This is a genomic window from Aeromicrobium sp. HA (genome assembly GCF_027171405.1).
Lineage (GTDB): Bacteria > Actinomycetota > Actinomycetes > Propionibacteriales > Nocardioidaceae > Aeromicrobium > Aeromicrobium tamlense.
Map to the genome: position 1 here is coordinate 2,945,002 of NZ_CP114372.1, position 13,748 is coordinate 2,958,749.

14 protein-coding genes and 1 tRNA gene are annotated in these 13,748 nt (G+C 70.6%); 2 read left to right on the forward strand and 13 right to left on the reverse strand.

Features of this window, described 5'->3' with window-relative positions:
- Window positions 1-23: 23 nt before the first annotated feature.
- The 5 genes from O3S82_RS14575 to O3S82_RS14595 all read right to left on the reverse strand — a co-directional run bounded on the left by O3S82_RS14575 (window position 24) and on the right by O3S82_RS14595 (window position 2,803).
- Window positions 24-542, reverse strand: a complete 519-nt coding sequence (locus tag O3S82_RS14575) for a hypothetical protein (protein WP_269303774.1) — start codon at window positions 540-542, stop codon at window positions 24-26.
- Window positions 539-1,402, reverse strand: a complete 864-nt coding sequence (gene folP / locus O3S82_RS14580; RefSeq protein WP_179422681.1) for a dihydropteroate synthase — start codon at window positions 1,400-1,402, stop codon at window positions 539-541. Before folP ends, O3S82_RS14575 begins: the two co-directional genes overlap by 4 nt.
- Complete coding sequence (locus O3S82_RS14585) at window positions 1,399-2,313, reverse strand: glucosyl-3-phosphoglycerate synthase (RefSeq protein ID WP_269303776.1); 915 nt, start codon at window positions 2,311-2,313, stop codon at window positions 1,399-1,401. The genes folP and O3S82_RS14585 overlap by 4 nt, the downstream gene beginning before the upstream one ends.
- 21 nt (window positions 2,314-2,334) lie before the next feature.
- Complete coding sequence (locus O3S82_RS14590; RefSeq protein ID WP_269303778.1) at window positions 2,335-2,631, reverse strand: hypothetical protein; 297 nt, start codon at window positions 2,629-2,631, stop codon at window positions 2,335-2,337.
- A gap of 90 nt (window positions 2,632-2,721) precedes the next feature.
- A tRNA-Tyr gene (locus tag O3S82_RS14595) sits at window positions 2,722-2,803 on the reverse strand.
- Window positions 2,804-2,904: 101 nt separating this feature from the next.
- Between O3S82_RS14595 and O3S82_RS14600 the strand changes: the two genes are divergently transcribed.
- Window positions 2,905-3,396, forward strand: a complete 492-nt coding sequence (locus tag O3S82_RS14600) for a YajQ family cyclic di-GMP-binding protein (RefSeq protein ID WP_179422674.1) — start codon at window positions 2,905-2,907, stop codon at window positions 3,394-3,396.
- Between the two features lie 337 nt (window positions 3,397-3,733).
- On the opposite strand, the gene O3S82_RS14605 is transcribed toward O3S82_RS14600, so the two are convergent.
- Entirely contained in the window at window positions 3,734-4,942 is a 1,209-nt protein-coding gene (locus O3S82_RS14605) for an MFS transporter (RefSeq protein WP_269303781.1), read from the reverse strand.
- Window positions 4,943-5,003: 61 nt separating this feature from the next.
- Here O3S82_RS14605 and rarD point away from each other — a divergent pair, with 61 nt between their 5' ends.
- Complete coding sequence (gene rarD / locus O3S82_RS14610) at window positions 5,004-5,936, forward strand: EamA family transporter RarD (RefSeq protein WP_179422670.1); 933 nt, start codon at window positions 5,004-5,006, stop codon at window positions 5,934-5,936.
- Between the two features lie 47 nt (window positions 5,937-5,983).
- Here the strand turns inward: rarD and O3S82_RS14615 are convergent, their stop codons facing one another.
- The 7 genes from O3S82_RS14615 to nuoI are packed head-to-tail and all read right to left on the reverse strand — an operon-like array spanning window position 5,984 to window position 13,746.
- On the reverse strand, window positions 5,984-6,970 hold the full coding sequence (locus tag O3S82_RS14615; RefSeq protein WP_269303784.1) for a polyprenyl synthetase family protein: 987 nt from the start codon (window positions 6,968-6,970) through the stop codon (window positions 5,984-5,986).
- Between the two features lie 38 nt (window positions 6,971-7,008).
- Window positions 7,009-8,652, reverse strand: a complete 1,644-nt coding sequence (gene nuoN / locus O3S82_RS14620) for an NADH-quinone oxidoreductase subunit NuoN (protein WP_269303785.1) — start codon at window positions 8,650-8,652, stop codon at window positions 7,009-7,011.
- Window positions 8,649-10,187, reverse strand: coding sequence for an NADH-quinone oxidoreductase subunit M (locus O3S82_RS14625; protein ID WP_179422664.1), 1,539 nt, complete (start codon window positions 10,185-10,187; stop codon window positions 8,649-8,651). Before O3S82_RS14625 ends, nuoN begins: the two co-directional genes overlap by 4 nt.
- Complete coding sequence (gene nuoL, locus O3S82_RS14630; protein WP_269303787.1) at window positions 10,184-12,061, reverse strand: NADH-quinone oxidoreductase subunit L; 1,878 nt, start codon at window positions 12,059-12,061, stop codon at window positions 10,184-10,186. Before nuoL ends, O3S82_RS14625 begins: the two co-directional genes overlap by 4 nt.
- A gap of 10 nt (window positions 12,062-12,071) precedes the next feature.
- Window positions 12,072-12,365, reverse strand: coding sequence for an NADH-quinone oxidoreductase subunit NuoK (gene nuoK / locus O3S82_RS14635; protein ID WP_179422660.1), 294 nt, complete (start codon window positions 12,363-12,365; stop codon window positions 12,072-12,074).
- On the reverse strand, window positions 12,362-13,195 hold the full coding sequence (locus O3S82_RS14640; protein WP_331283449.1) for an NADH-quinone oxidoreductase subunit J: 834 nt from the start codon (window positions 13,193-13,195) through the stop codon (window positions 12,362-12,364). Before O3S82_RS14640 ends, nuoK begins: the two co-directional genes overlap by 4 nt.
- Window positions 13,192-13,746 carry an NADH-quinone oxidoreductase subunit NuoI gene (gene nuoI / locus O3S82_RS14645; RefSeq protein WP_179422656.1) on the reverse strand — a complete coding sequence of 185 codons (555 nt, stop codon included), beginning with the start codon at window positions 13,744-13,746 and terminating at the stop codon, window positions 13,192-13,194. Before nuoI ends, O3S82_RS14640 begins: the two co-directional genes overlap by 4 nt.
- Window positions 13,747-13,748: the final 2 nt, after the last annotated feature.

Here is a 13,748-nt window from a genome sequence, read left to right on the forward strand (position 1 = left end):
CTACAGATCTGGCTGACCGGAGGTCAGTGGAGCCAGGCGGCGACCCACCAGAGGACGCCGTAGGGAGCGTCGGCGTAGGGGACGGAGACGCGCCAGCCGTCGCCCAGCTGTTCGCCGAGGTCCACCAGCGGCTCGATCCCCGACGCCCAGAGCTCGGCGCCGAGCTGCGGATCCAGCGCCGCGAGCCGCGAGCCGTCGCCGGAGCGCAGCGCGAGGTCGACGGTGTCGTCGAAGTCGAGCGCGCGCTCGTCGAGGTGACCGGGGGCCTTCTCGCCGCGCTTGGCGCTGCCGTTGGCCATGACGAGCAGCACCTCGGCGCCGTCCTCGACCCGGCCCGTGAAGCCGGCCGCGTCGAGCAGGGCTCGCGCCACCTCGGGGGCGAAGGGGTCGTCACCGACGACCGAGACCGCCTCGACGCCGCGCGTGATCGCCTGCACCGCCGCGACGGCGGAGACGCGGAGCTCGGCCACGGGGTCCTCGAGGCTCGCGTAGCGCGGCAGCAGCGCGGGCACGGGCGGCAGCACGACGAGTCGGCGGATCACGCGAGACCTCGGATCGCCCGGGCGGGCGGACGGCGCCCCGCGATCGTCCACGCCATGTCGACGACCTGGCGCGTCTCGGGCACCTGGTGCACGCGGTAGACGCGCGCCCCGGCCGTGGCGGCGACGGCGGTGGCCGCGAGCGTGCCCAGCAGGCGCTCTCCGACCGGCGCGTCGAGCGTCTCGCCGACGAAGTCCTTGTTCGACAGCGAGACGAGCACGGGCCAGCCGGTGTCGACCATCTCGCCGAGCCGTCGAGTGACCTCGAGCGAGTGGAACGTGTTCTTGCCGAAGTCGTGGGCCGGGTCGATCAGGAGGCTCTCACGGGCGACGCCGAGCGAGACGGCGCGCTCGGCCTGGGCCACCGTGGAGGCGATCGCGTCGGCGACCACGTCGTCGTACTCCAGCCGGTGCGGCCGGGTGCGGGGCGTGACGCCGCCGGTGTGCGTGCAGACCATCGCGACGTCGAACTCGGCGGCGACCTCGGCCAGGCCAGGGTCGGCACCGCCCCAGGCGTCGTTGAGCAGGTCGGCGCCGGCCTCGCAGACGGCACGGCCGACTTCGGCACGCCACGTGTCGACGCTGATCACGACGCCGGGGAACGCCGATCGCACGCGCTCGACGAAGCCGACGACGCGGCGCTTCTCCTCGTCCGCGTCGATCTCTACGCCGGGTGCCGCCTTGATGCCGCCGATGTCGACGATCTCTGCGCCCTCCTCGACGACCTGCTGCACGCGGTCGAACGCGGAGTCCTCGGCCCACGTGGCGCCCTTGTCGAAGAACGAGTCGGGGGTGCGGTTGACGATCGCCATCATCAGCGTGGCGTCGTCGGCGAAGGTGTGGCGGCCGAGGCGCAGGGTCATCGTGCGACCTCCGCGGCCGGCGGGCGCTCGGAGAGGTCGACCTCGCGCGCGATCTCCTCGAGACCGCGGAACTGGTGGAGCACGACGCGATCCTCCCCCACGCGGGCGTCGGAGCGCGACAACACGGCCGCGGTGAGCTGCACCGCCATGGGTCCGAGGTCCTGCAGCGACTGGTGCGAGTGGGCGCGGCGGCCGAGGTCGACCTGCGCGATCGCGTCGAGGCCGAGGCGGTCGGAGACGTCGATGAGGGCCGCGAGGTCGACGCCGTAGCCGACCGGGACGTGGAGGGTCTCGTAGACCGAACGGCGCACCGCCCACTCCCCCGCGAGCGGCTGCACCACGCGGCCGAGGTGCGGTCGGGCCAGCGCGAGCAGCGGACGGGCGACGAGCTCGGTGGCGCGACCGCCGCCCTGCGGGTCGTCGGCGGCGCCCGCGCGGAACGGCCGCTCGTAGAAGCCCTTGACGAGGGCGACCCCCGGGTCCGTGAGCAGCGGGCCGAGCAGGCCGGTGACGAAGTGCGTGTCCCACTCGGTGAGGTCGGCGTCGACGAACGCGAGGACGTCGCCCGTGGTGACGAGCTGCGACTTCCAGATGGACTCGCCCTTGCCGGCACGGTGGCCGAGGTCGGGGCGGATGTCGGCGAGGGAGTGGACGCGGGCACCTGCCTCCGCCGCGATCCGGGCCGTGTCGTCGGTCGAGCCGCCGTCGACGACGACGAGCTCGTCGACGAGGTCGGAGTCGCGGACGAATGCGTCGTGGATCCGGCCCACGACGTCGCCGACCGTGGCGGCCTCGTTGACCGCGGGGATCACGAGGCTGACTCGGGTGCCCGTCGCGCGCTTGGCGTCGAGCAGCCCGTCGAGGTCCCACGGACGCCGGAACGTGCGCCGGTCGAACCACGTGTCTGCCACGCGTTCACCGTACTCGTGGGGTCAGCGGGGGTCGCCGTCGACGACCACGCCGCCGAGCAGCCGCTCGACCGTGAAGCGCGCCTGGGCCGGCGACGGCACCGGGGCGTCGACCTCGGCCGCGGACTCCACGTCGTGGCCCAGTGCGGCGATCGCCTCGCGGCGGGCGTCCTCGAGAGCGGCCGCGACCTCGGCACGGGAGTGTCCCCCGGCGGGGCGGCGGGCCTCCTCGAGCAGGTCGAGCTCGTACGCGTCGGGCACGAGGTCGTAGAGGGCGTGCAGCGTCCAGTCCTCGCCCGGGCGGTCGTCGGTGGCGCTCATGCCACCGACGATAGGGGCCACCACCGACGGATGTGGGGGTGGGAAAAGGGACGAGCCCCCGACCGTCTCCGGTCGGGGGCTCGCGTCACGTGGCAGGTAGAGGATTCGAACCTCTGAAGGCAATGCCGGCTGATTTACAGTCAGCTCCCTTTGGCCGCTCGGGCAACCTGCCGCGACAGTCTGCAAGATTACCCCAGCGTCCCGCCGGGCCCGAAATCAGGGCCGCCTCGGAGCACCGCTCCCGCGCGGCGCGGCAGGCCGTAGGGTGGCCCCATGGCCGACTCCTCCTTCGACATCGTCAGCAAGATCGACCGCCAAGAGGCCGACAACGCCCTCAACCAGGCGGTCAAGGAGATCTCGACGCGCTACGACTTCAAGAACACCAACGCCTCCATCGAGTGGAAGGGCGAGTGGGGCGTGGAGATCACCGCGAACGCCGAGGAGCGCGCCCGCGCCATCCTCGACGTCTTCCAGACCAAGCTGGTCAAGCGGAACATCAGCCTCAAGGCCTTCGAGGCCGACGAGCCGCGCCAGTCGGGCAAGGACGTCAAGATCAACGGCACCTTCGGCGAGGGCATCAGCACCGAGCAGGCCAAGAAGGTCAGCAAGCTGATCCGCGACGAGGGGCCCAAGGGCGTGAAGGTGCAGATCCAGGGCGACGAGCTGCGCGTCACGAGCAAGTCCCGTGACGACCTGCAGGAGGTCATCGCGCTGGTCAAGAACGCCGACCTCGACTTCGCGGTGCAGTTCACCAACTACCGCTGATCCCCGGCCGCGGCGCCCGCCGCCTCTCACTTGTTACTCGTCCGTCCCGTGGCGGGGCACTGGCGCATGTTCCGGGCAGTGTAGAGAATCTCCCCACGGGGACCCCCGACCCCGAGGTCCGCTCTTCCCCGGCAGCGGATCACTGAAGAGGCCCCAGGTGACTCCCTCCCTGGGGCCTCTGCCTGCTCCCCGTCGTGTCGCGCAGTCTCCGCATTCTCCGGAAACTCGTTGAGGATTGAACTACATTCGAACGCGCGGGCCGTTGGGGAAGACCGCCCGCACTGGGGGAAAGGCCCCGGTGCCCGGTGGGAGGACGGCATCGGGGCACACCTCCCGACTACCGCTGAACCGTGACGCCGCGCTGGCGGGCGGCGCCCGCCACGAGGACCGCGGCGAGCAGCATGACCGCCGCGGCCGGGACGAGGGCCCACGCGGCGCTGAGCTCGTCCGCGACGAACCCGAGCGCCACTCCCCCGGCCGAGGCCGAGCCCAGGAACGCCATCGAGGTGACCGAGAGCGCCGTGGCGCGGTTCGCCTCGGTGACGCGGTCGTGCACGAGCGCGTTGTACGCGGCGCCGAACGACGTGTGCACGAGGTAGCAGAGCCAGAAGCCCGCGATCAGCGCGACCGGGCCGCCGGCGATCGCCATGATCGCGAGACCGATCGCCTCGGCGGCGCCGAGGATCGGCGCGAGGACTCCCGGACCGACCTCGCGCAGCACCCGAGAGGCCACCGTGGCACCGAGCGCCGCCAAGCCCCACGCGATCGACGACACGATGCCGAGCACGGTGCCCGCGCTGCTGGTGTCGGACGAGAACTCGGCGAGCCGCACCGGCATCAGCAGCTCGAGCCCCGCGACGGCAACACCGCACAGCAGCATCGCGGCGGTCAGCAGGCGCAGACGGCGGCCGAAGGCGACCCGCACGCCCGAGACGAGCGTCGCGCGCCAGCCGGGCGCGGCCTCCTCGGTGTGCTGGACCGACTCCATCAGCAGCCGCGCGCACCCGATCTGCACGACGACGATGGCGATCGACAGCGTGTAGGGCACGGCCAGCGCGACCCCGTCGGACCACGGGGCGACGTAGAGCAGACCCGCGGTGAGCACCGAGCCGACCGCGATGGCTCCGCTGATGACGCCACCGGCCAGGGCGAGCGCGGAGGGCACCTCGTCCGAGGCGCCGCGGGCGTTCTCGGCGTCGACGAACCACGACTCGAGCGCCCCGCTGTCGAGGGCCCTGAACAGGCCGCTGACGGCCCACGCCAGCGCGAACGCCAGCACCGACTGCGCCACGAGCGTGAGGCCGTAGGCCGCGATCGCCGCGACGCCCGACGCGATGAACACCGGCCGGCGCCCCCACGAGTCCGCGAGTGCCCCGCTGGGGATCTCCATGACCAGCACGACGACGCCCTGCGCGGCCATCGCCAGGCCGACCTCGGCGATCGTCAGACCGCGCTCCAAAGGCAGCAGCAGGGACACCGGCATGAGGAGCCCGGTGGCCAGCCAGCGCAGTCCGAGCAGCAGCAGGAACCGGCCTCTCACCCCCATGCCACGACTCTAGGACCACCCGCGGGGAAGACGGCGGCAGGAAAGGGTGTTGACTCAGCACGTGGCGACGACCAATTCCGACTCCAAGGCAGGGCTGATCTACGGGACGGCCGCCTACCTGTGCTGGGGCTTCTTCCCCCTCTACTGGCCCCTGCTCGAGCCCGCGTCGGCGTACGAGGTGCTCGCGCACCGCATCGTCTGGACCTTCGTCTTCTGCCTCGGCCTGCTGACCATCGCACGCAAGTGGGGCGCGTTCCGCGCGATCATCGGCCAGCGTCGGCTCATGGTGCCGCTCGCGCTCGCCTCGGTGGTCATCACCATCAACTGGGGTGCGTTCATCTGGGGCGTCACCAACGGTCACGTCATCGAGACGAGCCTCGGCTACTTCATCAACCCGCTCATGACCGTGCTGCTCGGCGTCTTCGTCCTGGGCGAGAGCCTGCGGCGCCTGCAGTGGGTCGCGGTCGGGCTGGGCATCCTCGCGGTGGTCGTGCTGACCGTGGACTACGGCCGTCCGCCGTGGGTCGCCCTCGTGCTGGCCACGAGCTTCGCGACCTATGGATTCCTCAAGAAGCGCGCGAACCTCGGCACGATCGAGGCGCTCTCGGTGGAGACGACGATCCTCACCCCGTTCGCCATCGCCTTCCTGGTGTTCCTCGGGGTCAACGGCACGCTGGCGTTCGGGCACGAGGGCGCGCTCAACACGGTGCTGCTGATGGGCACCGGCATCGTCACCGCGATCCCACTGCTGATGTTCGGCGCCGCCGCGATCAGGCTCTCGCTCACGACCATCGGCATCCTGCAGTACCTCGGACCGATCCTGCAGTTCATCTTCGGGCTGACGATCTTCGGCGAGCACATGGGCACGGCGCGCTGGATCGGCTTCGTGATCGTGTGGGCGGCACTGGTGATCTTCACCTACGACGCGATGCGCACGCGGCGTCGCGCCAAGCGCACCGCCGACGAGTGCGCGGCTGAGTCGACCGCGATCTGACCGCCTCCCCCGCGAGTGCGCGGTTCCGGCCGGCGGCGGAGGGCTGGTCAGCCGAGGCGGTCGGTGGCGCGGGTGCAGATGTCGTCGAGGGCGTCGCGGGCCGGGCCGGCCGGGAGCTTCGCGAGCAGGGCGCGGGCCGCGTCGGCCTCGGCACGGACGTAGGCGCGGGCGCGGTCCATCGCGGGGTGCTCGCGCAGGGCGCGGATGACCCACTGGACGTCGTCCTCGTCGGCGATCGGGCCCGAGAGCAGCTCGCGCAGGCGCTCGTCGCCCTCCACCGGCGCGGACTGCACCAGCAGGGTGGGCAGCGTGGGCACGCCCTCGCGCAGGTCGGTGCCGGGCACCTTGCCCGAGTCGTCGGCGTCGCTGGCGACGTCGATGATGTCGTCGGCCAGCTGGAAGGCGACGCCGATGCGCTCGCCGAACTCCAACAGCGTGGCCTCGACGTCCTCGCCCGCACCGGACATCATCGCGCCGAAGCGCGCGGCGGTGGCGATCAGGGAGCCCGTCTTGTCGGCCACCACCGAGAGGTAGTGCTCGAGCGGGTCGTCGTCGGGACCGGGACCGAGGGTCTCGCGCAGCTGGCCGTGCACCAGGCGGGCGAACGTCTCGGCCTGGATGCGGACGGCCTCGGGACCGAGGTCGGCCACGAGGGACGAGGCACGCGCGAACAGGAAGTCGCCCACCAGGATCGCGACCGAGTTGTTCCAGCGCGCGTTCGCGCTGGGAGCACCGCGGCGCATGGACGCCTCGTCCATCACGTCGTCGTGGTACAGCGTGGCGAGGTGCGTCAGCTCGACCACCACGGCCGCCGGGACGATGTGCGGAGCGGTGGGGTCGCCGAACTCGGCGCACAGCACCGTGAGCAGGGGGCGGAAGCGCTTGCCACCGGCCTGCAGCAGGTGCGAGGAGGCCTCGGCGACGAGGGGCTCGGGGCTGTGGGCCGAGGTGACGAGCAGGTCCTCGACCTGCTGCACGCCGGCCGAGACCCGCTGCTCCAACGCGTCATCCGCGAACGACCCGACGCTGGCCACGTCCCACTTCCTTCCCACGACCGCCGACGACATGCCCGCTAGCGCACGAAGGCGCCGGCGTTCTGGGCCAGATCGAGCATCGGACCCGGCAGGAGGCCGAGCACGACCGTCGTGATCACGGCCAAGGCAATCACCACGGTAGTCGTCACGCCCGCGACGGCCACGGTCGGCCCATCACCGACGGGGTCGGTGAAGAACATCAGCACGATCACGCGGACGTAGAAGTAGGCCGCGACGGCGCTGCACAGCACGCCGATGACGACGAGGAGCCAGGCCCCACCGCCCCACGCCGCGCTGAAGACGGCCCACTTGCCGTTGAAGCCCGCGGTGAGCGGGATGCCCGCGAACGACAGCATGAACACGGCGAACGAGCCCGCCAGGAACGGCGACTCCTTGCCGAGTCCGGCCCACTTCGACAGGTGGGTGGTCTCGCCCGCGGAGTCGCGCACGACCGTGACGATCGCGAACGCGCCGATCGTGGCCACGCCGTACGCCAGCAGGTAGAACAGCACCGAGGAGACCGACGTGATGGACAGGCCCTCCTGGTCGCCGAGGTAGGCGCCCGAGAGGCCCACCGTGAGGAAGCCGGCGTGCGCGATCGACGAGTACGCCAGCATGCGCTTGACGTCGGTCTGGCTGATCGCGACGATCGAGCCGACGAGCATCGTGAGGACCGCGACGACCCACAGGACGGGCCGCCAGTCCCACGACGCTCCGCCGAAGGCCACGAACAGCACGCGCATCATGGCGATGAACGCGGCGGCCTTGGTGGCCGCGGCCATGAAGGCCGTGACCGGCGTCGGGGCGCCCTGGTAGACGTCGGGGGTCCAGCTGTGGAACGGCACCGCGCCCACCTTGAACAGCAGGCCCACCAGCAGCAGCCCGATGGCCGCGAGCAGGATCGCGGTCTCGTCGCCGCGCGCCGAGACGGCCGTGTTGATCTCGGTCAGGTTGAGGCTGCCGGAGTAGCCGTAGGCCAGCGCCGCGCCGTAGAGGAAGAACGCCGACGAGAACGCACCCAGCAGGAAGTACTTCATCGCCGCTTCCTGGCTGAGCAGGCGACGACGACGCGCCACGCCGCACAGCACGTACAGCGGCAGCGACAGCACCTCGAGGGCGACGAACATCGTGATGAGGTCGTTCGAGACCGCGAACAGCATCATGCCGGCCAGCGCGAACGTCGCCAGCGGGAAGACCTCGGTGTGCTCGAGGCGGGCCGTGGTGGCCTCGGTCTCGCCGGGCGAGCCCGGGGCATCGGCGGCGCGGCCGATGAAGTCGCTGAGGCCGCCCTCGTGGCTGCGCTCGGCGAACATCAGGAACGACAGGATGCCGAAGATGAGCAGCATCGCCCACGTGAGGACGCCGGGACCGTCGACCGCGACGGCGCCCTCGCCCCCGACGGAGCCCAGGGCCGCCCAGCGACCCTCGGGCACCTCCTCGAGGCCGAGGTAGACCCACACGGTGAGGCCGAGCGTGATGATCGAGCCGAGCACCGCGACGACGGTCTGGGCGACGAAGCGCGCCCGGCGGGGCGCGACGACCTCCACGACGAGGCCGATCATCGCGACCGCGGCGATCGCGATCAGCGGCGACAGCTGGCCGTAGTCGAGGTCGGCCGCGGGGATGTCGGGGCCGGCGGCGGCCAGGGACCCGGGCAGGACGGACGCGAGCGTGCCGATCATTCGTGGGCTCCTTCCGTCTGGTCTGCGAGGTCGATGGGCGCGCGCTGCGGCGGATCGCCGACCCCCACCGTGGCCACGACCGGCTCGACGGCCGGGTCGATCACCTCGAGCAGCGGCTGGGGCACGAAGCCCAGGCCGATGATGAGCACGAGCGCGGGCGCGAGCGCCCCCACCTCGCGGCGCGACAGGTCGGTGAACCCAGCAGTGCCCTCGTTGAGCGGGCCGGTCATCGTGCGCTGGTACATGAGCAGGATGTAGACGGCGGCCAGCACGATGCCCAGCGTCGCCACGGTGGCGATCGGGATCGAGCGGCTGAAGGTGCCGACGAGCACGAGGAACTCCGACACGAACGGCGCCAGGCCGGGCAGCGAGAGGCTCGACAGGCCGCCGACGAGCAGCACGCCGGAGAGCACCGGGGCGACCTTCTGGACGCCGCCGTAGTCGCTGATGCGCGCCGAGCCGCGGCGGGCGATCATCATGCCCGCGACGAGGAACAGCACCGCGGTGGAGAGACCGTGGTTGAACATGTAGAGCACCGAGCCGGTCATCGACACCGACGTGAAGGCGAAGATGCCCAGGATGATGAAGCCGAAGTGCGACACCGACGTGAGCGCGATGAGTCGGCGCAGGTCGTCCTGCCCGATCGCGAGCAGCGCGCCGTACAGGATGCTGATGACCGCGAGGACGAGCACGACCGGGCTGGCCCACTCCGAGGCGCCCGGGAACAGCTCGAGGCACCAGCGGATCATGCCGAACGTGCCGATCTTGTCGATCACGCTGACCATCAGCACCGAGGTGCCGGGCGTCGCCGAGGCGGCCGCGTCGGGCAGCCACGTGTGCAGCGGCCACAGCGGCGCCTTGATCGCGAACGCGATGAAGAAGCCCAGGAACAGCAGGCGCTCGGTGGACTGCGACATCTCGAGGCTCATGAGGTCGGCATGCAGGAAGCTCGGGCCGCCCTGCTGCGTGGAGAGCACGTACAGACCCACGACCGACGCCAGCATGAGCAGGCCGCCGACGAGGTTGTAGACGAGGAACTTCACCGCGGCGTAGCTGCGCTGGCCCGTGCCGTGACCACCGATCAGGAAGTAGATCGGGATCAGGGTGGCCTCGAACAGCACGTAGAACGTGAAGACGTCGGTGGCGGCGAACACGCCGATCGCGAGCGCCTCCAGCACCAGCATCAGCGCGAAGTACGAGTTCGTCCCCGCGGGGTCGTCCTCCTTGTCGCGCCACGAGGCCAGCAGCACGATCGGCACGAGGACGGTGACCAGGAAGATCATCGTCAGGCCGATGCCGTTGACGCCGAGTGCCCAGTGGGCGCCGATCGCGCCGATCCACTCGTACTCCTCGGTCAGCTGGTAGCCGCCGCTCTCGATGTCGAACCGCGCGAGCAGCGCGAGCGACATGACGAGGGTCAGCAGCGACACGGCGACCGCGACGTACCGCGGCAGGACGGCGTCGACCGTGCGCGGCAGCAGCGCCACGACGAGCGCGCCGATGAGCGGGACGGCGATCAGCAGGGACAGCATCATGCGAGCGTCACCGCCAGCAGGCCCAGCAGGACCACGAGAGCACCTCCGAGCACCATCAGTGCATAGGAACGGACATAGCCGGTCTGCGGCTTGCGCAGCTCGCCGGAGACTTCACCGATGCGGTCGGCCGACCCCGACACGAGGCCGTCGATGACCTTCGCGTCGGCCCAGACGAGGGCTCGGGTGAGGTGGGTCGCGGGGCGGCCCACCAGCGCATCGTTCACGTTGTTGCCGTACAGCTCGGCGCGACCGGCCCGCGTGAAGATCGAGACCTCGGAGTCGGCGGGCGCCGTGTCGGCGATCTCGCGGCGTCCGTAGAGGACCCACGCGAGCGCCACGCCGGCCGCCACGACCGCCAGCACGATGAGTGTGATGACGAAGATCGGCACCCCGAACTCGTGGTGCTCGGTGTGGCCGGTGGCCGGCTCGAGCCACTTCTCGATCCAGTCGCCGAACGCCATCACGCCGGCCAGCAGCGAGAGCGCCGCCAGCACGATCAGCGGCACGGTCATCACGGCGGGAGACTCGTGCGGGTGCACGTCCTCGCGCCAGCGCTTCTCGCCGAAGAAGGTCATCAGCATGAGGCGCGTCATGTAGAACGCGGTGATGCCGGCGCCGACCAGGGCGGCGAGGCCCACCCAGATGTTCTCGCCCAGGGCCGCCTCGATGATCTTGTCCTTGGAGAAGAAGCCCGAGGTTCCCGGGAAGCCCAGGATCGCCAGGTAGCCGATGCCGAACGTGTAGAACGTGATCGGCATGGCCTGGCGCAGGCCGCCGTAGTGGCGCATGTCGACGTCGTCGTTCATGCCGTGCATGACCGAGCCGGCGCCGAGGAACATGTTGGCCTTGAAGAAGCCGTGCGTCAGCAGGTGGAAGATCGCGAAGGCGTAGCCCGCGGGGCCGAGGCCGGCGGCGAGCATCATGTAGCCGATCTGGCTCATCGTGGAGCCGGCGAGCGCCTTCTTGATGTCGTCCTTCGTGCAGCCGATCCAGGCGCCGGCCAGCAGCGTGATGAAGCCGACCGCGATGACGAAGCTGCGCGCGGTCTCCGAGGCGTCGAAGACGTCGTGCGAGCGGACCACCAGGTAGACGCCGGCGGTGACCATGGTGGCGGCGTGGATGAGCGCCGAGACCGGGGTGGGGCCCTCCATCGCGTCGAGCAGCCAGGCCTGCAGCGGGAACTGCGCCGACTTGCCGCACGCGCCCAGCAGCAGGAGAAGGCCGAGCGCGGTGGCGACGTTGCCCGAGACCGAGTGGACCTGCGCGTTCACCGCGGCGATCGAGCTGGTGCCGAACCAGGCGAACATCGTCATGATCGCCAGGGCCATGCCGAGGTCGCCGACGCGGTTGAGCACGAAGGCCTTCTTCGCGGCGGCTGCGGCCGACGGCTTGTGCTGCCAGAACCCGATGAGCAGGTAGGACGCCAGGCCGACGCCCTCCCAGCCGAGGAACAGCACGAGGTAGTCCGCTGCCAGGACGAGCGTCAGCATCGCCGCGATGAACAGGTTCAGGAAGGCGAAGAAGCGGCGGCGGCGCGGGTCGTGCGCCATGTACCCGATCGAGTACACGTGGATGAGCGTGCCGACGCCGGTGATCAGCAGGACGAACAGGCTCGAGAGCGTGTCGAACGTGAACGAGAAGTCCACGTGGAAGCGGCCCGCGTCGATCCACGTGCCGAGGGTGGTGGTGACCGAGCGGTCGCCGGAGTCGCGTCCGGCGAGCTCGATGAACATCACGAGGCCCAGCACGAACGACGCGGCCGAGCACGCGGTGGCGATGAGGTGACCGAAGCGGTCGGACTCCTTGCCCCACGTCAGCAGCAGCGCTGCGCCCGCCAGGGGGATGGCGATGAGCAGCCAGGAAAGTTCCAGCACGGCGTCTCCCTCAGGCCTTCAGCAGGTTCGCCTCGTCGACCGAAGTCGTCCGACGCGTGCGGTAGATGGACACGATGATGGCCAGGCCGATGGTGACCTCGGCGGCGGCGACGACCATGACGAAGAACGCCGCGACCTGGCCGTCGAGGTTGCCGTGCTGGCGCGCGAAGGTGACGAACGCGAGGTTCGTGGCGTTCAGCATGAGCTCGACGCACATGAACACGACGATCGCGTTGCGGCGCACGAGCACGCCGATCGCGCCGATCGAGAACAGCAGCATCGACAGGGTGAGGTACTCGGTCATGGCGTGACCCCCTCATCGTCGTCAGTGTCGGGCTTTCGGGTGTCGGGCTTCTCGGTGGTCAGCGGACGCTCGTCGGGATCGATGTCGCTGGCCGAGATCTCGCCGACCACGTGGGTGACGTCCTCGGCGCCGTGCACCTCGAACTGGTGGCGCGACACGAGCGTGCCGGGCACCGACTCGGGCAGCGGCGTGCCGTCGGGCAGCAGGGCCGGGGTGTCGACCGCGTTGTGGCGGGCGAAGACGCCGGGCGTGGGCGCGTTGCCGGGGTGCTTGCCGGACTCGGCGTAGTCGCGCATCCGGCGCTCCTGCAGCTCGGCCTGCGTGGGCGGGTCGACGAGGCGCTCGCGGTGCGCCAGCACCATGGCGCCCAGGACCGCGACGATCATCAGGGCCGCGGTGAACTCGAAGGCGATGACGTACTTGCTGAACAGCAGCGAGGCGAGTCCGTGCACGTTGCCGTTCGCGTTGGCCTCGCCGATGCCGACGACCGCCGAGGAGACCGACTGCGCGACCGCGAGGGCCAGCACGAGCGCGAACAGGATGCCCACGACCACGGCGGCCGCGCGCTGGCCCTTGATCGTCTCGACGACCGAGTCGGCGGTCTCGACGCCCACGAGCATCAGCACGAACAGGAACAGCATCATGATCGCGCCGGTGTAGACGATGATCTGCACCGCGAACAGGAACGGGGCGCCCTGCGCCGCGTAGAGCATCGCGAGGCTGATCATGACGACCGCCAGGCACAGCGCCGCGTGCACGGCCTTGCGCGCGAAGATCAGGCCCATCGCCGCCAGCACCATGACCGGGGCGAGGATCCAGAACGCCGTCACGAGGTCGCCTCCGTGCCGCTCGTGGTCTCGACGATCGGCAGCGACTTCCCGCGGTAGTAGTCCGTGTGGTCGTCGCTGATGAGCATCTCGTGCGGCGGCTCGACCATGCCGGGCAGCAGCGGCGCCAGCAGGTCGGACTTCTCGTAGATCAGGTCGGCGCGGTTGTCGTCGGCCAGCTCGTACTCGTTGGTCATCGTCAGCGCGCGCGTGGGGCAGGCCTCGATGCACAGGCCGCACAGGATGCAGCGCAGGTAGTTGATCTGGTAGACGCGGCCGTACCGCTCACCGGGGCTGAAGCGCTCGTCCTCGGTGTTGCTGGCGCCCTCGACGTAGATCGCGTCGGCGGGGCATGCCCAGGCGCACAGCTCGCAGCCGACGCACTTCTCCAGGCCGTCGGGCCAGCGGTTGAGCTGGTGACGTCCGTGGAAGCGCGGCGCCGTGGGCACCTTCTCGAACGGGTACTTCTCGGTGACGGGCTTCTTGAACATCGTCCGGAACGTCACGCCGAAGCCGGCGATCGGGTCCCAGAGCGTCTCCTTGAGCGTCGTCATGG

Coding starts and splice junctions, on each gene's coding strand:
- folP (WP_179422681.1), bottom strand. CDS start 1,402: ATGACCCTGCGCCTCGGCCGCCACACCTTCGCCGACGACGCCACGCTG.
- O3S82_RS14590 (WP_269303778.1), bottom strand. CDS start 2,631: ATGAGCGCCACCGACGACCGCCCGGGCGAGGACTGGACGCTGCACGCC.
- O3S82_RS14600 (WP_179422674.1), top strand. CDS start 2,905: ATGGCCGACTCCTCCTTCGACATCGTCAGCAAGATCGACCGCCAAGAG.
- O3S82_RS14605 (WP_269303781.1), bottom strand. CDS start 4,942: ATGGGGGTGAGAGGCCGGTTCCTGCTGCTGCTCGGACTGCGCTGGCTG.
- nuoN (WP_269303785.1), bottom strand. CDS start 8,652: ATGATCGGCACGCTCGCGTCCGTCCTGCCCGGGTCCCTGGCCGCCGCC.
- O3S82_RS14625 (WP_179422664.1), bottom strand. CDS start 10,187: ATGATGCTGTCCCTGCTGATCGCCGTCCCGCTCATCGGCGCGCTCGTC.
- nuoK (WP_179422660.1), bottom strand. CDS start 12,365: ATGACCGAGTACCTCACCCTGTCGATGCTGCTGTTCTCGATCGGCGCG.
- nuoI (WP_179422656.1), bottom strand. CDS start 13,746: ATGACGACGCTCAAGGAGACGCTCTGGGACCCGATCGCCGGCTTCGGC.